The organism is Arenibacter amylolyticus, from assembly GCF_002150785.1.
GTDB classification, from domain to species: Bacteria; Bacteroidota; Bacteroidia; order Flavobacteriales; family Flavobacteriaceae; genus Arenibacter; species Arenibacter amylolyticus.
Genome location: NZ_MTAZ01000059.1, coordinates 1 through 23,885, shown reverse-complemented (window position 1 = coordinate 23,885; position 23,885 = coordinate 1). Strand labels below are relative to the sequence as shown.

Annotated in this window: 16 protein-coding genes and 1 tRNA gene; 9 read left to right on the top strand and 8 right to left on the bottom strand. The window is 40.7% G+C overall.

Annotation, left to right across the window (positions count from 1 at the left end; all coding sequences use genetic code 11):
* Positions 1-4 precede the first annotated feature (4 nt).
* The 5 genes from BV214_RS15375 to BV214_RS15355 all read left to right on the top strand — a co-directional run bounded on the left by BV214_RS15375 (position 5) and on the right by BV214_RS15355 (position 12,753).
* Positions 5-1,477 carry a RagB/SusD family nutrient uptake outer membrane protein gene (locus tag BV214_RS15375; RefSeq protein ID WP_086478392.1) on the top strand — a complete coding sequence of 491 codons (1,473 nt, stop codon included), beginning with the start codon at positions 5-7 and terminating at the stop codon, positions 1,475-1,477.
* Between the two features lie 806 nt (positions 1,478-2,283).
* On the top strand, positions 2,284-5,487 hold the full coding sequence (locus tag BV214_RS15370) for a SusC/RagA family TonB-linked outer membrane protein (RefSeq protein ID WP_086478391.1): 3,204 nt from the start codon (positions 2,284-2,286) through the stop codon (positions 5,485-5,487).
* 6 nt (positions 5,488-5,493) lie between these two features.
* Complete coding sequence (locus tag BV214_RS15365) at positions 5,494-7,089, top strand: SusD/RagB family nutrient-binding outer membrane lipoprotein (RefSeq protein ID WP_086478390.1); 1,596 nt, start codon at positions 5,494-5,496, stop codon at positions 7,087-7,089.
* Positions 7,090-8,044: 955 nt separating this feature from the next.
* Positions 8,045-11,251, top strand: coding sequence for a SusC/RagA family TonB-linked outer membrane protein (locus BV214_RS15360; RefSeq protein WP_086478389.1), 3,207 nt, complete (start codon positions 8,045-8,047; stop codon positions 11,249-11,251).
* A gap of 20 nt (positions 11,252-11,271) precedes the next feature.
* Entirely contained in the window at positions 11,272-12,753 is a 1,482-nt protein-coding gene (locus tag BV214_RS15355; protein WP_086478388.1) for a RagB/SusD family nutrient uptake outer membrane protein, read from the top strand.
* Positions 12,754-13,048: 295 nt separating this feature from the next.
* Here BV214_RS15355 and BV214_RS15350 read toward each other — a convergent pair whose 3' ends face one another.
* The gene (locus BV214_RS15350) at positions 13,049-13,828 is read right to left on the bottom strand and encodes an alpha/beta fold hydrolase (protein WP_086478387.1); all 780 of its coding nucleotides are present in this window, start codon (positions 13,826-13,828) and stop codon (positions 13,049-13,051) included.
* Positions 13,829-14,033: 205 nt separating this feature from the next.
* Between BV214_RS15350 and BV214_RS15345 the strand changes: the two genes are divergently transcribed.
* Positions 14,034-14,231: a hypothetical protein gene (locus BV214_RS15345; RefSeq protein WP_086478386.1), complete on the top strand. Its 198-nt coding sequence runs from the start codon at positions 14,034-14,036 to the stop codon at positions 14,229-14,231.
* Between the two features lie 3 nt (positions 14,232-14,234).
* On the opposite strand, the gene pyrF is transcribed toward BV214_RS15345, so the two are convergent.
* The 5 genes from pyrF to BV214_RS15320 form a co-directional block, all read right to left on the bottom strand.
* Complete coding sequence (gene pyrF, locus BV214_RS15340) at positions 14,235-15,050, bottom strand: orotidine-5'-phosphate decarboxylase (protein WP_086478385.1); 816 nt, start codon at positions 15,048-15,050, stop codon at positions 14,235-14,237.
* Between the two features lie 5 nt (positions 15,051-15,055).
* Positions 15,056-16,132 (bottom strand): peptide chain release factor 1, encoded by a 1,077-nt coding sequence (gene prfA, locus BV214_RS15335; RefSeq protein ID WP_086478384.1) that lies wholly within the window; start codon positions 16,130-16,132, stop codon positions 15,056-15,058.
* Positions 16,133-16,532: 400 nt separating this feature from the next.
* Positions 16,533-16,991 carry a Rieske (2Fe-2S) protein gene (locus BV214_RS15330; RefSeq protein WP_086478383.1) on the bottom strand — a complete coding sequence of 153 codons (459 nt, stop codon included), beginning with the start codon at positions 16,989-16,991 and terminating at the stop codon, positions 16,533-16,535.
* A gap of 48 nt (positions 16,992-17,039) precedes the next feature.
* On the bottom strand, positions 17,040-18,218 hold the full coding sequence (locus tag BV214_RS15325; RefSeq protein ID WP_086478382.1) for an AIR synthase related protein: 1,179 nt from the start codon (positions 18,216-18,218) through the stop codon (positions 17,040-17,042).
* 90 nt (positions 18,219-18,308) lie between these two features.
* Complete coding sequence (locus BV214_RS15320) at positions 18,309-20,495, bottom strand: glutamine synthetase III family protein (protein WP_086478426.1); 2,187 nt, start codon at positions 20,493-20,495, stop codon at positions 18,309-18,311.
* Between the two features lie 192 nt (positions 20,496-20,687).
* Here BV214_RS15320 and BV214_RS15315 point away from each other — a divergent pair, with 192 nt between their 5' ends.
* The gene (locus BV214_RS15315) at positions 20,688-21,716 is read left to right on the top strand and encodes a glutamine synthetase beta-grasp domain-containing protein (protein ID WP_086478381.1); all 1,029 of its coding nucleotides are present in this window, start codon (positions 20,688-20,690) and stop codon (positions 21,714-21,716) included.
* A gap of 105 nt (positions 21,717-21,821) precedes the next feature.
* Here BV214_RS15315 and BV214_RS15310 read toward each other — a convergent pair whose 3' ends face one another.
* A complete protein-coding gene (locus BV214_RS15310) occupies positions 21,822-22,760 on the bottom strand; it encodes a calcium/sodium antiporter (RefSeq protein WP_086478425.1) in 939 nt (312 codons plus the stop codon).
* 255 nt (positions 22,761-23,015) lie between these two features.
* Here BV214_RS15310 and BV214_RS15305 point away from each other — a divergent pair, with 255 nt between their 5' ends.
* A complete protein-coding gene (locus BV214_RS15305; protein ID WP_086478380.1) occupies positions 23,016-23,168 on the top strand; it encodes an SsrA-binding protein in 153 nt (50 codons plus the stop codon).
* A gap of 16 nt (positions 23,169-23,184) precedes the next feature.
* On the opposite strand, the gene BV214_RS15300 is transcribed toward BV214_RS15305, so the two are convergent.
* The gene (locus BV214_RS15300; RefSeq protein WP_086478379.1) at positions 23,185-23,697 is read right to left on the bottom strand and encodes an adenine phosphoribosyltransferase; all 513 of its coding nucleotides are present in this window, start codon (positions 23,695-23,697) and stop codon (positions 23,185-23,187) included.
* A gap of 86 nt (positions 23,698-23,783) precedes the next feature.
* Between BV214_RS15300 and BV214_RS15295 the strand changes: the two genes are divergently transcribed.
* Positions 23,784-23,857 (top strand) — tRNA-Arg (locus BV214_RS15295).
* Positions 23,858-23,885: the final 28 nt, after the last annotated feature.

Here is a 23,885-nt window from a genome sequence, read left to right as displayed (position 1 = left end):
ACACATGAAACATATTAATAAAATAGCATACCTATTACTGCCAATTTTCTTTTTGGTAAGTGCTTGCCAAGACTTCGAAACAGATTTGGAGGTGGTTAACCGTGAAAATCCAAACGATGAAATATTGGCTTCAGATCCTGTTGCTCTGGAATCTACCGCAGGAAACATTCTTCAGAGCTGGTATAGAACCGTACACAGCACCAATGGTCCAGCAGCAGCATTAGCCACTATGGCAGACGTTTCAACAGCATCTTGGGGTAACTTTGGAATGAGAGATCTTTCCAGTGAACCAAGAACATCCTTTAACAACTCTACTGGCTATAGCAATGACGTTACGGACACTTACTTTAACTCCCTATACTCGTTGTTAACAGACTCTAACACCATTGTTGGAGCGGTAGAGGCTGGAACCGAATTTAGCAACCCAAAAATGGTTGAAATGATGGGTAAATTGGGACAAGCCCTCTCGATTGGACATTTAGCATTAGTCTTTGACAGAGTTTGGATTTACGATGCCAATGGCCCTGTAGGGGAAAACGAGACTGGAGAGACTGACTATGTAAACGCCATGGAATACGCTCTTCAAAAATTGGATGAAGCGATCGCCATTGCAGACGCTAATACGTTTACCCTACCTGAAGCTTGGTTACCAGGTGTAAATGCAACTAGTGAAAGAATGTCCGAGATCATGAACAGTATGGGAGCGCGTATGCTCGTTGGCAATCTAAGAAACAGCGCCCAAAAGAGTACTTTAGATTGGAACAGGGTTTATGAATATGCCGATAATGGTATAACAACTGACTTCGACATATTAATGGACGATATTAACTGGTATGCATTAGTTCCACAGACCTACCTGGTATATCCTGGTTGGGGAAGAGTGGATATGAGAGTTATCAATATGATGGATCCAAACACTCCTGCCTATTGGACTGATGACATCAACACCTTACCGGAATCTACTTCAGCTGACGCAAGGTTAGCCACTGACTATGAATACCTTGCCTCCAACAACTTTAGCCCAGATAGAGGTAAATACCACTTCAGCACCTATAGGTATGCAAGGTTAAACGAGTACATTACAGAATGGACCGTTCCAGTAACGGAAATTTCCAAATCTGAATCCGATCTTTACAAAGCGGAAGCATTATTACACATAAACGGTGGAGACGCTGCAGCTGCAGCCGCCATTGTAAATGCAGGTACAAGAACCACAAGAGGGGAGCTTCCTCCAGTTTCTGCTAATGCAGACGAGGTATACGATGCTATACACTATGAGCGTATGGTAGAATTTGCCTATACTGGAATGGGGATATCCTTCTTTGAAATGAGAAAGGAAGACCTATTACAAAAAGGAACTTTGTTACACTTCCCAGTTCCTGGTAAGGCATTGGATGCAATTCCAGAGCCCTACTACACCTACGGTGGAACCAGTGGAGTAGCTGGAGAAGACTATTCTAATGGAGGTTGGAGATAATCCAATTTAACACCATAAAAGTAAAAGACCGTCCAAGCAATTTGGACGGTCTTTTTATATTGGGAGAATTGTTGCCGTTATAATTTCAAAATAGATAGGTCATAGATAATTTTACAGCAATTAATATTAACATCACAATTAGACAAGAGCTAGATCTTAAATATAATTGACTAATAGATTTTTATGATCAAACGCCATTAGACCTGCATATAAAAATTATCAGCTAAAAATCCTTCCTACTTCCCTATTCCCCGTCCAAAAAATCATATAAAAAACAAAAATATTCTAATAGGCAATAAGGAATATATCTACACTGCCATTATATAATAAATAGTTTTATTTAGCAACCACTTAACCTATATGCGTTCAAATTCTCACCATAATCTCCTTAAGCGAACCTCACCTTCCTCAAATTAACAAAACAAAAAAAATCAGCTTTACACTCCCCAACGAACTAAAATCCTTATAAAAACCTAAAGTCCGTTAATTTTATCATAAATACACAAATCAACAACAGGCAAACCACAAATAGCTGATTTTCAGATAATTCACAAAACAAAGGTTATAACTTAAAATCGGAGCAAATTTAATTTGCATCGGAGATCATCAAATATCACTTTCTCTATTGTTAATTTGTCTTAAGGAGGCTATAGACCCTATTCATAAAAAGCAGTAGCACACAAACAAAAAGCGAAAGTTTGTGGATTTAAAGAGACAAACAATCGCTCTGCAAAACAGTTATAGTATTAAATAACTAAAGTTTCACAAGTTCATTTTCTAACCTTTATTAATTCAAATTAATTTCTATGAAAATTAAGTATGTTTTATTTTTAAAACTCTTCATGGTGTCATTGGTACTGATGGCACAGGAGAAAACCATTACGGGTACGGTTACCGACATGGATAACTTACCGCTACCAGGCGTATCCATTGTTATAACTGGTACTACCAATGGTACACAAACCGATTTTGACGGTAATTACACGATCAACGCTACTGTGGGTGATGTATTGAGGTTTAGCTACATTGGCCAAACCACGGTTAACGTAACTGTAGGGGCATCCAACACCATAAACGTACAAATGGAAGAAGATGCTCAAGCCTTAGAAGAGGTTGTAGTTACTGCCCTTGGAATTTCTAGGGAGAAAAAATCTTTGGGGTATTCTACCCAAGAAGTTTCCGGGGATCAATTAACCGAAACAAGAAACTCTAATGCGCTAAACTCCTTAAGTGGAAAGGTTGCCGGGGTTCAAGTTTCAAATTCTACCGGTAGCTTAGGAGGTTCATCCAGAATCCTTATTAGGGGTGCTGGTTCCATTACCCAGGAGAACAAACCCTTAATAGTAGTAGACGGAATACCTTTAGACAATAGTAACTACAACAGTACTGCCACGCAAACTGGTGGTGGAGGTAGGGATTTTGGTGATGCCGCAGCAGATATTAACCCAGATGATATAGCCAGTATGAACATCCTAAAAGGTGGAGCTGCAGCTGCACTTTATGGATCCAGAGCGAGTAATGGGGTTATTTTGATTACCACAAAATCTGGTAGAACTGGAAAATCTGAAGTAACGGTTAATTCCGGAATTAGTTTTGAGCAGGTAAATGTTCTTCCCAAAGTACAAAAACTGTATGGTGGAGGAGCTGGAGACGCTACCACTATAGAGCAATCTGGATTTGGGCAAGCAACCATCAACGGAACAACTTATGATGTTGTAGATTACGGAACTGATGAGTCTTGGGGTCCTAGGTACGATCCCAATAGATTAGTGCTGCACTGGGATGCTTTTGATCCTGAATTTGCAGATGACTATTTAAAACCAAGACCTTGGATTTACCCTAATAAAGGAAAGGACGAATTCTTTAATACAGGATATTCCATAAACAATGGGGTTTCGTTTTCTCAAGGGTCGGAAAGCTCAACCATAAGACTATCTATTAACAACACCCAGACAAAGGGTATTGTACCCAACTCTAGTTTAGACAAGACCTCCGTTAATTTTAATGGAACATCTAAATTAAGTGATAAGTTAAAGATTGACGCTTCTGTAAACTTTACCGTTACAGATGGATTTAATAGACCTGCAGCCGGTTATACTGGTGAAGGAGTGGTACAACAAATGTATCAGTTTGGCCAAACCCAACTAGATTATGACCGATTAAAAAAGTATAAATTGGCCGATGGTACTCAGAGAACTTGGAACCGAGTTTCTGCATTGGATGGAAGTATTCGTTACTCTGACAACCCTTACTGGACCTTATATGAGAATACTGCCGAAGATAAAAGAACTAGATGGTATGGTAGTATAGGTGCTACCTATAACATAACGGACGATCTTTATGCAGTAGGTAAAATATACGGAGATACTTATGATTTCCGCATCAATAACCGTCGCGCTGTAGGCTCTCAAGCTCAGCCATTCTACACTGAAATTGCTAGGGATTTCCAAGAAATAAACTACGAAGGACGTTTACATTACGACAAGCGCTTTTTAGATAACAAGTTAAGTTTAAATTCCTTTATCGGTCTTAATAGGAGAGATAATGAATTCCATAGACTAACAGGAATCACTTCAGGAGGACTTGTAGTTCCAGGTCTATACAACATGAGTAATTCCAAGGACCCTGCACAGGTAACGGAATTTGACTCAAGAAAAAGAGTAAATAGCGCCTATGGTTCTGTTTCCTTAGGATATGATAGCTTCGCTTACCTAACAGTGACCGGTAGAAACGACTGGTCATCCACGCTACCTGCAGATAACAATTCGTACTTCTACCCTTCTGTCAGTGGTAGTTTTGTGTTCTCTGAGTTTACAGATGCTTCTTGGTTGACTTTTGGAAAGCTTAGAGGGGGTTATGCCGAGGTGGGTAGTGACACGGATCCATACCAATTAAGCAACACCTTCACCGGAAGCATTCCGTTCTTAGGAGATGTACCCTTTAACTTAGACACCACTAATAGAAACCCCGATTTACTTCCAGAATTGAAACAAACCTGGGAAATTGGATTGGAGATGGCACTTTTCCAAAATCGAGTTAGCTTTGATTTCACCTATTACAACGAAGAAACAAGCAACCTAATAACTCCGGTTCAAATTGATCCATCTTCAGGTTTTAGATCCAGATTTACCAATGCAGGAAGATTACAAAACAAGGGTATAGAGGCCTTGGTGAACATCACTCCAATACAAACTGAGGATTTTGCTTGGGACTTTACTTGGAACTTTGCCAAGAACAACAACAAATTACTTGAACTGATAGACGGAGTAGAGACGCTTCAAATTGGAAGATTTCCGTTTAATGCAGTATCTGTGAATGCAGTAGTAGGACAGCCCTACGGAATCATTAGAGGGACCAACTACGTATATGACGATGAAGGGAACCGCGTAGTAACTGCAAGCGGTAGTTATGCTGAAACCCAAAACGTAGAAAACCTTGGCTCTGTAATTCCAGATTACAATATGGGCTTTAGAAATAGCTTCACATACAAGAATGTTAGCTTAGGCTTCCTAATAGACGTTCAAAAAGGCGGAAAATACCGTTCATTAACCAACTTGTTTGGAATGTACTCTGGTATTTTAGAAGAAAGTGCAGCTAACAATATTAGGGAGGAAGGAATTGTTTTACCAGGTGTTACAGGAACCATTACCTACAGTGAAGATGGAAGTTCTTATACCGTAACCGACACAGCTCCTAACCAGAAAGTTATCCCTGCACAACAATATGGAACCGACTTCTACTTTGGTAACGATGCACAGAATGTTTTTGATGCTGACTATGTAAAGCTTAGAGAAATTACATTAGGATATAAGCTACCTAAAAAATGGCTTGGCGAGACCACAGATATCACCCTTAGTGCTTTTGGTAGAAACTTATTTGTATGGGGACTTGACAATGAGAATTTCGACCCCGAAGTTGCAACTGCAGGAAGTGGAAATATTCAAGGATCTGAAGGTGGTTCACTTCCTTCCACAAGTAGCTATGGTTTAAACGTTCAATTAAAATTTTAATATAAAATGAAAAATAAATTCAAAATACTTATAGCGTTAGCGCTCTTCACTGGTCTCTACTCTTGCGACAAGGGCCTTGAAGATCTTAACGAAAATCCAAATCAACCAGAGGTGGTTCCCACAAGCAATATCTTTGCCTACTCCACCAAAAGGTTTACAGATTTCAGTAGGGACGCTTTTAACTCTGGAAGACTTACGCTTCCATGGTTACAATATTGGGGACAGACTGCCTATGCGGACGAGGACCGTTTTCTATATCGCGAAACCTCCGCTCAGAGCCTTTATGACAACACTTATCTAGTAGCAGTTAATCTAAAGTCTATCATTGACCAAAACTCGAATGAGGAAACTAAGGATATTGCAGCTGCTTATGGGAACAATAACAACCAAATAGCAGCCTCAAGAATTATGTTGTCCTACATGTTCTATGAGTTGACTAACTTCTTTGGAGATGTGCCTTATTACTCTTACGGAAGTGATAATGAAACCTTCCAAGCATTGGACGTAAACAACACTTCTACACCTGTTTTTGCAGCCCAAGAAGACATTTACGACGATATTCTTAAGGAGTTAAGGGAGTCATCGGATATGATTAACACTAATGAGCCAGTTTTCACCAGTGGAGATAACATTTTTAATGGGGATGCTGTGAAATGGAAAAAGTTTGCCAATTCTTTAATTCTGAGAGTTGCCAACAACCTTAGAGGGGTAGACCCAGGGAAAGCTAATGCGGCCATAGATGCCGCTATCGCAGCAGGTGTTATGGAGTCTAATGACGACAACGCAGCGCAAGCATACGATTCTGCCGATGCTAATGCCTCCCCGTTTTGGGCAGCATTTATTGCAAGGACGGATTTTGCTGTTGCAGCACCCTTTGTTAACCTACTTAAAGGTGAAACTGGAAATTTTGGTCCAGACCCGCGACTTTTCCAAATGGCAGCACCGATTGATGCGTCAATAGGCGATATAAAGTCCGATACCTATGAGAAAAGCACGGATTACGATGATTACCTTGGAATTCCATACGCGTTTAGAAATACCAACTTTTTAGACCGTACCACTTATTCCTTTATGAGTAGTAATATTCTAAAGCCAGACTATAAGGAAGTCCTTATGGAGTATGCAGAAGTTCAATTCATCATTTCTGAGCGTAACGGTTTTTCCCAGGAAAATTACGAAAATGGTGTTCGCGCATCCATGGAAAGATGGGGTGTACCTTCCGATGAGATTGACACCTTTGTAAATAACCTACCCCCGGCAACGCAAGAAAACGTACTAAACCAAAAGTACATTGCCTTATATATGCAGCCGCATCAAGCGTATGCCGATTACCGAAGAACCGGCTTCCCCAATACCTTGGTGATGCCTGGTGATGAAGTTTTTCTACCAGCAGCTCAGGTAAATGGATTACCACCAGAAAACAGGGTTCCATCTTATACTTTTGAAGCGGGACCTGTAAACCCTTCGGTTACCGAGATTCCATTTAGATTGAGGTATCCACAAATACTTCAAACCCTAAACGGTACCAATAGAAACGCTGCCGCTGCAAAATTATCTGAAGGCGATTTAATCACCAGTAAACTTTTCTGGGACGTTAATTAATCAATACCCAGTTTGGTAGCTTTACGAACCATCCTCTTTTTAAGGGGATGGTTTTTTATTTGAACCAAACTCAGATTATAGCAACAACCTAGGGACACAGTTCCAAATACATAACAACTTAATTTGCTAGGGAGTCATTTTACGCTAGCAAGTCATAAAATAAGTTATAAAACCAAACGCCACCCACCCAAGGCAGCATCCAAAATTATTGGAATTCAATTAAACTTGGTCAAAGAAGGCAGTCAATTCCAATTAGAAGCGTGCACCATAAGCAGATTTAGCAAAACAAGGTACTCCCCTACCCTTTAAACAGACTCACGGAGGACACCTACCAACATCCCCACAAAAGACGCTACCAGCCCCTTTAATTATCCCTAACACACATAAAACTAATTGTCGCACTATCTAATGGGTTGACCTTATTCCCAACCCCACCAAAGAATAAGCCTTAGCACTCCGAATTTCCTCAACTTAACCTAAATGGCAACCTACTATCCTTATACCCTAGAAACCCTTTAAAAAAGATTTATAAAACCAACCCAAACTAAAAATAAACAGCTTAACCTATCTTATCAGCCCCCATCCACATGCATGGGTATTTAGAAAAAAACAGAGGATAAATGAGATGCCCATAGGCCAAAAACAAATCAGGATATGCAATAAACCTCATCACACCTTTACTTTTACAAAGAAAACCTCAAACCACTGTTTACCAAGTCTTTGAAAAATAAAAAGTAGTTAACCAAAATCAGGTTAACCTTATTTTAGGTCGGCATTGAGACATTATCCTTTCCACTGCGCTTAATTTGCAGATTTGGCTAAAAATATGGGGCAAAGAGACGTTTTAGTTCCCTGGGACAAATCCCTAGCTACAACTCAACACGTCAGGGAGAAAACCTTGTATTTACAGACCGAAAACACATTTTTAATCTTTAACTAACTCAAATTAATTTCTATGAAAGTTAAGTATGTTTTATTCTTAAAACTTTTCTTAGTGTCATTAGTGATGATGGCTCAGGAAAAAACCATTACCGGAAGTGTAGTGGATCAGGATGGCCTGCCATTACCTGGTGTAAACATTGTTGTTTTAGGAACAACCAATGGTACACAAACCGATTTTGACGGTAACTACGCCATCGTTGCAAGTGCCGGACAAACCCTATCCTTTAGTTATATTGGTCAAAAGACCTTGACTATTGTTGTAGGCAGTAGTGATGTAATTAACGCCACTATGGAAGAAGATGCTGAGGCTTTGGAGGAAGTAATTGTTGTAGGATACGGAACCACTACCAAACAATCTTTCACTGGATCTGTAAAGCAAATTGACTCTGAACTCTTAGAGCGTAAAAGCGTTTCTAACATTTCACAAGCCCTAACCGGTGAGTCTGCTGGGGTAAGAGTAATTAACACCTCTGGGCAACCAGGTGCAGCCGCTACTATCCGTATTAGAGGATTTGGATCTGTAAATGGAAACAGAGATCCTTTATACGTAGTAGACGGTGTTCCTTATAACGGAAATATCAATGCCCTAAATCCTAGCGATATTGCATCCACTACTATCTTGAAAGATGCATCTGCAACCGCTATTTTTGGTGCCCGTGGGGCTAACGGGGTGGTAGTAATAAACACTAAGAGCGGTAAAAGCGGTAACAATTACATTGAAGTAGAAACCAAAACTGGACAAAACTTTAGCTTGCTACCAAGATATAGCACTATTAGTTCCCCAGAGCAATACATCGCATTAAGTTGGGAAGGATTAAAGAATAGAGGAGCTGCCCTTGGCAATGATGAAGCTGCATCCATAACTTATGCTAATGACAACCTATTCTCAGCAAGAGGAATCTCTCCAAATTACAACATGTGGAATGTTGCTAATGGGGGCGAGTTAATTGATCCAACTACAGGATTAGTAAGAGACGGTGTTACTCGTAAGTACAACCCGGAAAACTGGGAAGATTACGCTTTTCAGCCTTCTACTAGAACAGAAGCTAACTTAAAAATTAGTGGCGGTAACGAAACCACCAACTACTTTAGCTCTATTGGTTATTTAAACGACAAGGGATACTCTATCAATTCAGATTTTGAGCGTTATTCTGCCCGTTTAAATGTAAACCACAAGGTTAAGGAGTGGTTGCACGGATCCATGAATTTGGGTTACACGGTTTCTGAAACCAATAATGGTGGACAGTCTAGCGACTCTGGAAGTGTTTTCTGGTTTGTAGATAATATTCCTTCTATTTACCCATTATTCCTAAGAGACGCAGATGGAAATACTATCCCCGACCCTTATTACGGTGGCAATGTATACGACTATGGTCAAGGTAGAGGTTTTGGCGCTTTAACCAACGCGATCTCCGATGCTCATAACAGCATTCAAAACAGGTTTAACCACGAAATTAACTTCAACACCTCTTTAAACGTTAAGTTTACAGACTACCTTACCTTGGAGAATAGGTTTGGAGCCCAGTATTACAACAGCTCCTATGACGAACAAAATGGTCCCTTCTACGGACCTAGTGCCACCAGTGGTGGATCTATCTGGAAAACCAAAACCGAAGTTTTCTCTTATAATATGTTGAATCTATTGCGTTTTAAAAAGCGTTTTGACAGACATAACATAGAAGCTCTTGTAGCTCATGAGAACAACTCTTGGGAAAGAAAATATCTATCTGCTTACAAAACGAAGTTAGTAGATCCTTTTGGTACTGAATTGAACAATGCGGTTGTTTCTTCTCCAGCTAGCTCCTACACTAGGGATTACACCTTGGAAAGTTATTTTGGACAGCTTAATTACGACTACAACAACAAGTATTTCCTTTCTGGAACTGTTAGAAGGGATGGATCTTCCCGTTTCTTGAAAAACAAATGGGGTACCTTTGGTTCTTTAGGTCTTGCATGGGCAGTGATCAATGAGGACTTTATGCAAAACCAAGACGTATTGAGCAATTTAAAGCTTAAAGCAAGTTACGGTCTCATTGGAGAGCAAGGCGGAGTTGGATACTATCCTGGATACGACTTGTACGAAGTAGCCAACTTAAATGACCAAATCTCTTTGTCTTTTGACTCTAAAGGAAACCCTGATTTAACTTGGGAAACTTCAAAAATGTTCCAAACCGGAGTTGAATTCGGTATTGGCAATGTGGTGGATGTAGCCGTAGATTACTATATTAAAAATACGGATGATTTGATTTTTGACAGAAGAGTAGGTCCTTCTATTGGATATTCACTTATCAAAGTGAACGATGGAGCGCTACGCAACAAAGGTTTGGAGTTTGATGTAACTGCCCACCTGGTAAATACAGATGACTTTTTCCTAGATTTCACTGTTAACGGAGAGCTATTGGACAACGAATTGACAAGAATGCCAATTGAGCCAGCAACTGGTGAAGAGAAAATCATCGATATTTCCGGAAGATTTGGAAGATCTAAGGGAAGTAGCCTTTACGACTTCTATACACGCGAATTTGCAGGTGTGGATACCGATAGCGGAGTAAGCACATGGAATGTGTACTACTTTGACGAAAACAACGATGGTGTTTATCAGCCAAGCGAAAGAGTAGCTTCTATGGCGGATTATGTTGCAGAATTCCCAGACAGAGCCAATGCTCTTTCTATGACTACAACCGAAACGTACTCACAGGCTACCCAGAAATATGTTGGTAAGTCGGCCATTCCTACTGTAAGAGGTGCCTTTAACATTAGCACTGGTTATAAAGGGTTTGACCTTAGCGCTCAGTTCTTGTATAGTGTAGGTGGTTATGCTTACGACGCGGCTTATGCCAGATTAATGGGCAATGACCAAGCAGGTGGTAACAACTGGCATACAGACATCCTAAACAGATGGCAGAAGCCAGGTGATGTAACCGATGTACCACGTATCTCTAGCGACTACGATAAGAACGTAATCTCTTCCTCTACGAGATTCATTACCAAGTCTGACTTCCTTAACTTAAACAACATCCGATTGGGCTACACCATCCCCTCTGTACATGTTGAGAAATTAGGAATGTCTAACATTAACCTTTGGGTATCTGGAGACAACCTTTGGTTGCTATCCGAAAGAAAAGGCTTTAACCCATCTACGGATGAGGCTGGTACTTCTGATATGTATCGTTACTCTCCATTATCGACCTTTACTTTTGGAGTAAGAGCTAAATTTTAATCAAAAAATAAAATTGACTTATGAAATCTAAATTATATATAACCATTCTTGCTACCGGCCTATTAACCCTAGGCTGTAGCAAAGATTACCTAGAAACAAAGCCCACCGAGTTTATTTCTTCCGATCAAATTGCGGATGCTTCTGAGTTAAACCCAGGATTGCAGGCAGCAAACGTTACGGGAATATATGAGACCATGTACAAAGTAGGTACAGGTGGAACTAACTTAAACCACGATGACTTTGGTCAGAAAGGGTACGACATCTACGGAGATATGTTGTCTTCAGACATGGTCTTAGGAGGAACTACCTACGGATGGTACAGTACATTGGCAGACATGACCTCTACCATGGACTACACCAACATCAACAACTATAAAGTTTGGAGATACTACTACAGAATTGTCTTTGGCGCCAATAACGTTATTGATGGTCTTGGTGGCAATGATGCCGAATTGGAAGTAGCTGAAGCGCGTCACTTTATGGGACAGGCAAAAGCTATGCGTGCTTACGCATACTTTTACCTAGCCAACTATTTTTCTAAAGGCTATGACCCTTCTGCCTTAATACTACCAATCTATACGGATACCAAGGCTCCTAACCAGCCATTAAGCACCGCACAAGAGGTGTACGACTTAATTATCGCTGACTTGGAAGACGCAGTAACACTTCTGGATGGTTTCACTAGAGCAGCGAAGAATGAGGTAAACCAGGATGTTGCCAGGGGTCTTTTGGTCTATGCCTATGCCGCTATTGGAAAGAACGCAGAAGCCGCTACTGTAGCCAACAAAGTAATTACCGATGGCAACTTCACCCTTATGAGCAAGGAAGAGGTTACCGGTGGCTTTAATGACGCTACAACTTCCGGATGGATGTGGGGTGTGGATATCACTTTGGACAATGATTTGGACTTGGTTTCTTGGTGGGGCCAAATGGACCTATTCACCTATAGTTATACGTGGGCTGGAGATCCTAAAGTGATTGATGTTGACCTTTATGAGGCTATTCCTAACAACGACGTTAGAAAATCACAATTTGAGGATCAAGATGGCACAGAAGACAACACCCTACTATACCCTACAGGTAAATTCTACGCTCCAGAGCGTAAAATAGGAGGTCAAAGAAGCGTTACTACGGATTACGTTTATATGAGAGTTGCAGAAATGTATCTATTACATGCAGAGACTGCCGCAAAATCTGGGAACGAAGCTGCGGCTAAAGCCTCCCTTAAAGCTTTGCTAAAAGAGCGTTTAGACTCGGAGTTAGAAACTCTTTATGTAGATCTACTAAGCGGACAAGCTTTATTGGACGAGATTTATTTACAGACAAGGATAGAGCTATGGGGAGAAGGAAAGAGCTACTTAGCAATGAAGAGAAACAAGGCAACTATTACTCGTGGGGCTAACCACCTTTTCGCTGCAGGAGAATCCATTTCTTATGACGATGCTCGTTTAAGCTTTGAAATTCCACAGAGTGAAATTCAAAACAACCCTAACATTAACTAAGCAGCACTAAGTTGATGTAGTAATACAAACGCTTGTCAAAATTATTTTTGACAGGCGTTTTCTTTTATACGTAGCTATATAACTAGACAACCATTTAAATGATGCTAGGACTTCATAGGACAGCTCCTGCTATTTTATTGAACACATGATAAGGGAACAAAGCAAGGGTAAGGCAAAAGCCGCTACAATAAGAAACCTTTAAATTAGATCTTATAAGGAACTACACGCCCATTTCATTAATTACAGAACAATGGCAAGGCAATGAAAGGAAAAGAGTAGTAAGGAAGCACACTACCTATTTATCCAACAAGTATTTAACAACCGTTTCGTTAAAGAATAATGGCTGCTCTACATTTACCACATGGCCACATTTTTCTACTACCACCAAAGAAGATGAAGGGTGCTGGGAAACCATTTTCCTTATCGTGGGCAAAAACAGATAATCTTCCTCCCCCATCATATACAAGGTAGGGATATTGATATCTACCGACCTGAAAAATCGCAACAAAGGATTAATCTCCGAGGTAAGCTTAAACCATCTAATAAATTCCTTTTGATATAACTTCTTAGCCTCCCTAACAAATAACAAGCGCGATTCCTTGTGGTTTTTATTAGGCATGATTACAAATGCGAAAAATTTATACAACCACAAATAAGGAACTATAGACTTAAAAATAACACCTAGGCGTATAAGCACCTGAGACCTAAAGTTCAACTTCATAATGGCTCCCCCCATTATCATACTTTCTACCCGGGAAGGGTGTTTTTCCGCCAAATTCCTAATAAGGATAGTCCCCAAGGAAATACCTATAAAATGGGATTTTTGGATTTTCTCATGGTCTATAACCTCCAGGATATCATTGGTTATGGTATCAAAGGTATATTTATCCAAAAAGGCATCTTTTAAATGCAACTTGGAATTACCATGTCCTCTTAAGTCTAAAAGAAGCACGTTAAAGTGCTTTTTAAACTCCCGCAATTGCTTGTACCATATGGTAGAACTACCTCCTGCTCCGTGCACAAATGTGACCCACTTGCTAGAAGACTTATGGAGATACGTGGTGTAACTGATCAATTCTAAACTAAATTTATAAGGTATCTATTGGTATTACAAACCAAATAAACATCAAAAGTAACCAAACTTGGCTTAGGGTTTTAATTTAAGGTTAAATTAAAATCAAATTAACTGATTTTTAACCATATACACGTTTTTAGGTGCATTTCAACACCTAATTTAGGTGTATATTTGAAGGAAATAAATTGATAAAAATGAAAAAACTATGAAGAATCAAAATTGCAGGGTAGGAAGTGTTACCCAATTAAACATGGGCGCCAATGCCGTTCCGCTGTTAGAACTACAATACCGTAATTTTATGGAAAAAGCATCCCAGTTAAAATACACCAATACCCAATTGGCAGAATTTCTAGAATGCAAGGCGGAACGCATTAATGCCTTATTGAAAAAGCTCTCAAAATAGTCTCTATTTTTTGAGCTGCAGACTCATTTGCGTTTGCAGCTCCTCTGCCTTCTTCGCGGCGGCTTCAGCAAAATCTTTCCCATTAGACGCATAGATAATTCCCCTTGAAGAGTTCACCAAAAGCCCAATATCATCGGTCATTCCGTACTTACACACCTCTTCCAAACTACCTCCCTGGGCCCCCACTCCAGGAACTAAGAGAAAACTAGTAGGAATAATAGTGCGTATTTCTTTCAAATACTCAGCTTTTGTTGCCCCCACCACATACATCAGGTTTTCTGAATTTACATAGGATTTGGAGGTTTCTAAAACCTCTTTATACAACTCCTGGCCATTTACCATTTTAGTTTGAAAATCGAACGCCCCTTTATTGGAAGTTAATGCCAATAGTATGGTATGCTTCTCTTTAAACTCCAGGAACGGCTCTACGGAATCTTTACCCATATAGGGTGCAATGGTCACGGAATCGAAACCGAGGTCTTCAAAAAAAGCCTTGGCATATCTAGTGGCCGTATTCCCTATATCGCCTCGTTTGGCATCTGCAATAGTAAATTGCTCTGGATAATGGGTATTTAAATAGGCTATAGTCTTCTCCAATGCACGCCACCCCTTAATACCATAGGCCTCATAAAAGGCCATATTAGGCTTGTATGCCACACATAAGTGATGTGTAGCATCTATGATAGCCTTGTTAAAGGCAAAAATAGGATCTTCCTCCTCTAAGAGGTGTGCTGGAATTTTATCGAGGTCGGTGTCTAAACCGACACATAAAAAAGATTCTTTCTTCCGAATCTGTTCAACTAAAAATTGGGTGGTCATTGTTATTAGAATATCTCGGAAGCCTCTTTTAATTTTTCTGTATTTTCTACCATGCTCAGCTCATCGATTATACGCTGGATATCCCCGCCCATAATATTCTGCAAGTCGTACAAGGTTAAACCAATTCTATGGTCTGTAACCCTGCCCTGAGGGTAGTTATATGTTCTAATTTTTGCCGAGCGGTCACCACTACTCACCTGAGAGTTTCTTTTAGCAGCATCCTCTTCCTGCTTCTTAGCCAACTCCAAATCGTACAAACGAGAACGCAATACCTTAAAGGCTTTTTCTTTGTTCTTGTGCTGCGACTTTTGATCTTGACACTGCGCAACCAATCCGGTGGGAACGTGGGTTAATCGCACTGCAGAATAGGTGGTGTTCACCGACTGCCCTCCTGGACCTGAAGAACAGAAATAATCTACACGTACATCCTTGGGGTCTATTTGCACATCAAAATCATCAGCCTCGGGCAATACCATCACGGTTGCTGCACTGGTATGCACCCTGCCCTGCGTTTCGGTTTGTGGTACCCGCTGTACTCGGTGTACCCCTGCCTCAAATTTTAAAGTACCATATACGTCCTCCCCGGTAACCTCAAACTGAATCTCCTTATAGCCACCACTTGTACCTTCACTCAGGTCTATCACATTGGTTTTCCATCCTTTAGATTCACAGTATTTGGTATACATCCGGAACAAATCCCCAGCAAAAATACTGGCTTCGTCCCCACCGGTACCGGCGCGAACCTCAACCACTACGTTTTTGGAATCTTCTGGATCCTTAGGGATCAGCATTAACTTGATCTCTTCTTCCAAGCCAGGCAGTTTACTCTTGGCTTCCTCTAACTGCATCTTGGCCATTTCGGACATTTCCGGATCACTGCCATCTGCTAAGATCTCTTCTGCTTCGGCAATATTATTGGTGATTTCTATGTATTGCGTTCTTTTATCAACCAGCTCCTTAAGGTCCTTATACTCCTTATTCAACTCCACATACCGCTTCTGGTCCGAAATAATATCGGGCTGAATGATAAGGTCTGAAACCTCATCAAAACGCTGTTTTACTATATTTAATTTATCAATCATACACTAACTTCTATCGTTATGCGAATTTACGATAAATTTGAACATAACCCCCAATTCCCTTTCAATAGATAGGATCATTTTATCCGGATTTCTTCCCAAATTCCAATTTCGCCTGTTAAATATCGCCCTCCTAAAAATTGCTCTGCAATGAAATCCGCAGTTACACTCTCCTCCAAAACCACTAGAACACACGCAATTAATGGTAAACAAGACAGCCACCATGATTAATTTAAAGAGAAAGGCAATCCATGGTAGAACAAGCAGTTAGGCTGCTAATACGGATTTGTAATAGGCGAAAACATATGAGATATTAATAGTCCTAATATAAGCCACCAAGCGGTACGCTCCTGGATATAAAAAGCGTGTTATATTACCTGCATTCAGACGGAGAACCCTTGACCTAGTCAAAAATCCGCAAGATAGTATCTGTAAGCTGGGTCTTAAATATTTTTAAAGGATTGTTGGTCACCTGGTTTATAGGTGTCCCATTCTGATTAAATTCCGACCCATGGGTAGCACATGAAAAAATACCCCCTTTTTCCGCATAGAACCTCACCTGATCCGTTTGCTCATGACTACAGATTTGACTAGCCGCCACATAATTCCCCTCCAAATTTTTTGCCACGACGATATCGGTGTACTTAAGGGATGGTTTGGACTTCACTAAAATAAAGCCCCCTTCTTCCGCTAAATTATCTGCCATTGGTGTACTTAGATCGATGGTGAAATCTACCCCTGTAGCCACTGGATTCTTATCCAAATTGTCTTCACTATCGGAAGAGCAACCATGCAAACAAGGAAATGCAAGCGCAAAAGCTGCCCCCGTACCCAAGGTGCGTAAAAAATCCTTTCTTTCCATACCCTCCTTTTATAAAAGGAAAACGCTGGAATTGATTAAAAAGTATTTCTAATACTCAAAGGTACCAAACTCACTTTTTATAGTGAGCTTTTTCTGGGCTCCTTCCGCTACCCTTCCTACGATCTGTGCATCTACCCCAAAGCTCTCTGAAATAGCTATCAACTCTTGTGCAATCTTGGGATTTACATAAAGCTCCAAACGGTGTCCGCAGTTAAATACTTGATACATTTCCTTCCAATCCGTCCCAGATTGCTCTTGTATCAGTTTAAAAAGCGGTGGAATAGGGAACATATTGTCTTTTACAATATGCAAGTCATCTATAAAATGAAGAATTTTGGTTTGGGCACCCCCACTACAATGGATCATACCATGGATATCCTGGGAGTTGAATTTGCTCAACATCTTTTTTACGATGGGCGCATAGGTACGGGTAGGAGACAACACCAATTTCCCAGCATCCAAAGGAGCACCTGGCACGGCATCGGTTAATTTTACATTCCCAGAATACACCAAGTCTTCTGGAACGGAAGCATCATAACTTTCTGGATATTTCTCGGCTAGGTATTTGGCAAACACATCGTGCCTTGCAGAGGTAAGGCCATTACTTCCCATCCCTCCATTGTACTCGTCCTCATAGGATGCCTTACCAAAGGATGCCAAGCCTACAATAACATCTCCTGCCTGTATATTAGCATTATCAATAACATCACTTCGTTTCATCCTAGCGGTTACCGTAGAGTCTACAATTATGGTGCGGACCAGGTCTCCCACATCGGCCGTTTCACCCCCGGTAGAACGAATAGTAATTCCGTGTTTTTCAAGATCGGAAATCAATTCTTCCGTACCGTTGATGATGGCAGAAAGCACCTCTCCGGGTATTAAATTTTTGTTTCTTCCTATGGTAGAAGACAACATAATATTGTCCGTAGCCCCCACACAAATTAAGTCGTCAATATTCATAATCAGGGCATCCTGGGCAATCCCTTTCCAAACCGAAAGGTCGCCAGTCTCTTTCCAGTACATATAAGCCAAGGAAGATTTTGTTCCCGCACCATCTGCATGCATCACAAGGCAATGGTCGTCATCATTGGTAAGATAGTCCGGGACTATTTTACAAAAGGCCTGTGGAAACAATCCTTTATCAATATTCTTTATTGCGTTATGCACGTCTTCCTTGGAGGCAGAAACCCCTCTTTGACTGTATCGTTTACTATTAGATGAACCCATGATCAAATATTTGGCACAAAAATAGCAGAATCCACTAAAAAAAGCCCATAAATTATGGGCTTTTAATACAACTCTTTTAGAAAAGGGATCTTATTTGATAAAGAGAAGCTCCCTGTATTTAGTAAGCGGCCAATATTCATCGCCCACCAATCGCTCTAATTTATCACAATGGTAACGTATTTCATCAAAATGGCTTCTCACCTTATCACAATAAGCAAAGGCTTTTTCCTGAACATCTACCATTTGATTAGCTTTTTTACGCTCCTCTACCATGGCATCGGTCTTTACCTTAATAACCTTTAAATGCCCAGAGATACGAGAAACAATATCCAGTTGACTTTCGGCCATCTTCTTAAATTCGTCTCCATAAATAGCCTTTAGACCATTTATATTCTCAATTAAATCATTCTGGTACTTTACGGCTGCTGGAATAATATAGCTATATATTAACTCGTTAAACACCCTACCTTCAATTTGGATGTGCATAATATACTCTTCCAGCTCCACTTCTTGCCTCACCTTCACCTCAATGTCGCTCATCACATTCATGGATTTAAAGAGCTCTAGGCTTTCCTTTGAGGTAAGCACTTGAAGGGCTTGTGGGGTATTTTTATTATTACTGAGTCCCCTAGTTGCTGCTTCTTTCTCCCAAGCTTCACTATACCCATCTCCTTCGAACCTAATTCTCTTGGAGGTTTTAATGTACTCTCTTAGCACATTAAAAATAGCCTCATCCTTTTTAAGGCCCTTGTTAGCTATTAGTCCATCCACTTCCTTTTTAAACACCTGCAACTGTTTAGCCACAATGGTGTTTAGAATCATCATTGGCTTAGCGCAATTTGCCTTAGAGCCAACCCCCCTCATCTCAAACTTATTACCAGTAAAAGCAAATGGCGAGGTACGGTTACGATCGGTATTATCCAGTAGTATTTCTGGTATCTTACCTACCACGTTCAGTTTCAGGTCTGTTTTCTCCTCTGGAGACAACTTCCCCTTAGTAACCCCTTCCAACTCATTGAGCACTTCGTTTAACTGCTCCCCTATAAATATGGATAGAATGGCAGGAGGCGCCTCACTAGAACCTAATCTATGGTCATTACTAGCAGAGGCGATAGAAGCGCGCAACAATTCCTCATAGGTATCCACTGCTTTAATGGTATTAACGAAGAAGGTTAAAAACTGTAGGTTTTTCATGGGTGTAGACCCAGGACTTAAAAGATTCACCCCTGTATTGGTAGAAAGCGACCAGTTATTGTGTTTTCCAGAACCGTTTATCCCAGCAAAAGGTTTTTCGTGGAAAAGCACCTTAAAGTTGTGCTTATCCGAAACCTTCTCCATGACATCCATTAATAGGAGGTTATGATCTACCGCCAAATTGGTCTCCTCAAAGATGGGAGCAAGCTCAAATTGATTTGGAGCCACTTCGTTATGACGGGCTTTTACCGGAATACCCAATTTGGTACATTCCTTTTCCAATTCTTTCATAAAGCTGAGCACTCTTTTTGGAATTACCCCAAAGTAGTGATCGTCCAACTGCTGTCCTTTGGCTGCAGACTGCCCTACCAAGGTTCTCCCAGTAAGTCCAATATCTGGACGGGAATATGCCAAAGCTTTGTCTACCAAGAAGTATTCTTGCTCCCATCCTAGGGTAGCAATCACCTTGGTAACGTTTTTATCAAAATATTTAGCAACCGCCGTGGCTGCCTCATCCATAGCATTCAGCGCCCTAAGTAAAGGTGCCTTGTTATCCAAAGCTTCCCCAGTATAGGCTACAAACACAGTGGGAATACATAAGGTATTACCATATAGGAACGCAGGGGAGGTAGGATCCCATGCGGTATAACCGCGAGCCTCAAAGGTGTTTCTGATACCACCATTAGGAAAACTAGAGGCATCGGACTCTTGCTGAACCAACTCTCCACCCCCAAATTTTTCCATTGCCCTACCATTTAATGGTAGATCAAAAAAGGCATCGTGCTTTTCAGCCGTAGCATTGGTCAAGGGTTGAAACCAGTGAGTATAATGGGTAGCCCCCATAGTAATAGCCCAAGACTTCATTCCTTCGGCCACCTGATCTGCTACCTTACGATCTATTTTAGTCCCAGACATTACCGCCCCCTTAATTCGGTCAAAGGCTTCTTGAGTCAGGAACTGCCTCATTCTTTCCTCATTAAATACGTTGACGCCAAAATATTCTGAACGTCTTCCTTTCTCTTTAACCTCTATCCTATTCCGCTGATTACTACGGGCTATGGCACTAAACCTTTGTTTTGACATGTATAATTTTTTTACAAAAGTAACAAATCCACAAAATAAACCGCCTAAAAAATAAAATATAATAATACACCCCATAAAATATGGGGGTGTCAAAAAAAATAACCACTTTTTTAAAATTAACCCCCTAATTTTTAAGGGTGCTTTTGTAAAAATAGTAAATTTGTTACTGTAATTAAAAACCAATAACACATTATGGGCAAGTCTAAATTAGAATACATTTGGCTGGATGGATACCAACCCACCCAGAACATGAGGAGCAAAACCAAGGTAGTAGATAACTTCAGCGGAAAGCTAGAAGACTGCCCCGTTTGGTCCTTTGACGGAAGTTCTACCCGACAAGCGGATGGAAACTTATCGGATTGCGTATTGCAACCTGTTGCTATTTACCCAGATCCGGGTCGCACCGATGGATATTTGGTAATGAACGAAGTAATGAACGCTGATGGGACACCCCACCCCTCCAATGCAAGAGCCCTCATTGATGATGACAATGATGATTTTTGGTTTGGTTTTGAGCAGGAATACTTTATAATGGATGTAAAGACAGAGCTACCTTTGGGATTCCCCAGAGGAGGATATCCTAAACCTCAAGGAATGTACTACTGTTCTGTTGGAGGATTAAACACCCATGGCAGGGACTTGGTAGAAGAGCATGCCGATGCCTGTATTGAAGCTGGTTTAAATTTTGAAGGAATCAATCAGGAAGTAGCCTGCGGACAATGGGAATTCCAGTTATTTGCAAAAGGAGCTAAAAAAGCAGGTGATGAAATCTGGATAGCCCGTTATTTATTAGACCGTTTAACGGAAAGACACGGGTATTATATTGAATACCACCCCAAACCACTAGGTGATACCGATTGGAACGGTTCCGGAATGCACGCAAATTTCTCTAACACCACCCTGAGAACCTGTGGATCTAAAGAAGTTTATGAGAAAATATGTGAAGCCTTCCGCCCTGTTGTTGAAGAACATATTGCCGTATACGGGGCGTTTAACGACCAGCGTTTAACAGGAAAGCACGAGACGGCTTCTATTCATGATTTCTCATATGGCATTTCCGATCGCGGTGCTTCCTTACGGATTCCGATCTACACCGTCTCTAATGGATGGAAAGGATACCTAGAAGATCGTAGACCCGCCTCTAATGGGGATCCTTATAAAATTGCGGGACGAATTATACAAACCGTAAAATCCGTAGTACTGGAACCTCAACACGCTTAGAAGAAATTATTTCTTTTACGAAAAAGTCGCTAAATCAATTTAGCGGCTTTATTTTTTTTTCCGCCAACCTAGAGTTCTTAATAAAAAAACTAGTTATCAGCTATTTTACGACAAAGTAAGATATACAAAGACGCCATAGCTAGTCAAGAGAATTAACCCATCTCTCCACCCCAAACGCAAGCCCTTAGGAAAGAATACCAAGGGTAGTATCAGGAATGAGATGCCCAGCATCCAAAAAATATCACTGGTTAGCAGTCCCTGATCCATTACAGTTATAGGTGTTATCATCGCAGTAATTCCCAACACGGCCAAAAGATTGAAAATATTGGATCCTATAAGGTTACCCAATGAAATAGCTTTCTCCTTTTTCAACACGGCTATTACGGAAGCGGCCAACTCTGGAATACTTGTTCCTATAGAAACAACGGTAATAGCTATTACACGCTCACTTACCCCATAAGATTTAGCGAGACCCACAGCGCCAGAAATCAACCATTCAGAACCACCCCACAGGGCCACTCCCCCTAAACCTAAATACAATATTGTTTTGAATAATGGCAAGGGCACGTCATCTTCTGGCAACTCATCTTCCACCGCTGTCTTCTGGAATCGCAGGAGATAGACCAAAAAAAAGAAGAGTAAAACCACCATTGCTAAGCCTTCCCATCGCTGCAACTCCCCATCAAAATATATAAATACGAAAAACAACAAGGAAGCCAACATCATTACTGGCCAATCCGTAGTATAGAAACTTTTCTTGACGTCTATTTTAGACAATATAACGGTAATCCCCAGCACCAATCCGAGATTGGCAATATTAGAACCAACTACGTTACCTAGGGCAAGATCAGGAAATCCTTCCAAGGCTGCATTTACACTAACAATTAATTCCGGAGCAGATGTTGCAAAAGAAACCACCGTCATCCCAATCACTATCTTAGGAATGCTCAATCGCAAAGACAGGGCAACCGCCGCTTTTAAAAGCCAGTTACCACCGAGAATCAATAATACCAATCCACCGATTATTAAAAGTATATCCTGCATCAGAAAAGTTTGTCGCAAATATAAACATCTCCCCATGTTTTGAATATTTTTTTTTGACCCAACCCGAGAATCCAGTAACGCAATCCCCAGACAGACCGTAAAAAGCAACAGCAACATACCGCAATTGGCTCCCACCATCAACAAGAAGACACCGGAAAACCATCAACACTATAAAAAGCATCCTAGGGCTCAAGAATTTTATTACAACTAGCTTACTATATTTGCAATTCTATAGTGATAATAAATCCAATAAAGATGAAAAAGAAATTCTTTAAATTTTTGGCTCAGATCAATAAGAGGATATTGCCATCATTCTCCAAAAAGGGGCTGGATTTGTCCAGAGCAACCAAATGGCAAATGGCCGTCATTGGGTGGCGATATTATGTAACCATTAATGCCTTGGACTAGCTATTCTGGGAGAGCCCTAGAATTTTATCAAGGAAGCAATAGGATAACCACTCAGCTTATCACTCCCCTTTAAATCTTGCAACTCCAACAGAAAGTTACACTGAACCACCTCACCTCCCAAGCGTTCTACCAATCTACAAACCGCACTTGCCGTTCCACCGGTTGCAAGCACATCGTCGTGTATTAGGACTTTATCCCCATAAACAATGGAATCTGAATGGATTTCCAGGGTGTCTTTCCCATACTCCAGGTCGTAGGTTTCGCTTATTTTAGAAAAAGGAAGCTTTCCCGGTTTGCGCACAGGTACAAATCCGGCCTTTAGATCTACCGCCAACATAGGGGCAAAGAAAAACCCTCTACTCTCCATTCCCACCACTTTATCTATGTTTTTATCTTCCAATAACTGCAAAAGTGCCTCTTTTGCAGCAGCCAACGCAGCGGCATCTTGCAATAATGGCGTTATATCCCTAAAAACAATGCCTTTTTCGGGAAAATCGGGTATGTTTCTTATGTATTTATTAAATTCCATTTATTTCGTCTCTGTTATTTTGCTGTAAATGTAAAAAGAAATATATTTGCAGCCCGAAACTAAATCATCTTTGATTTATTTCACTCGGCCTCGTGGCGCAACTGAATAGCGCATCTGATTACGGCTCAGAAGGTTACAGGTTTGAATCCTGTCGAGGTCACGAATAAATAGTTCGATAAGAAAAAACG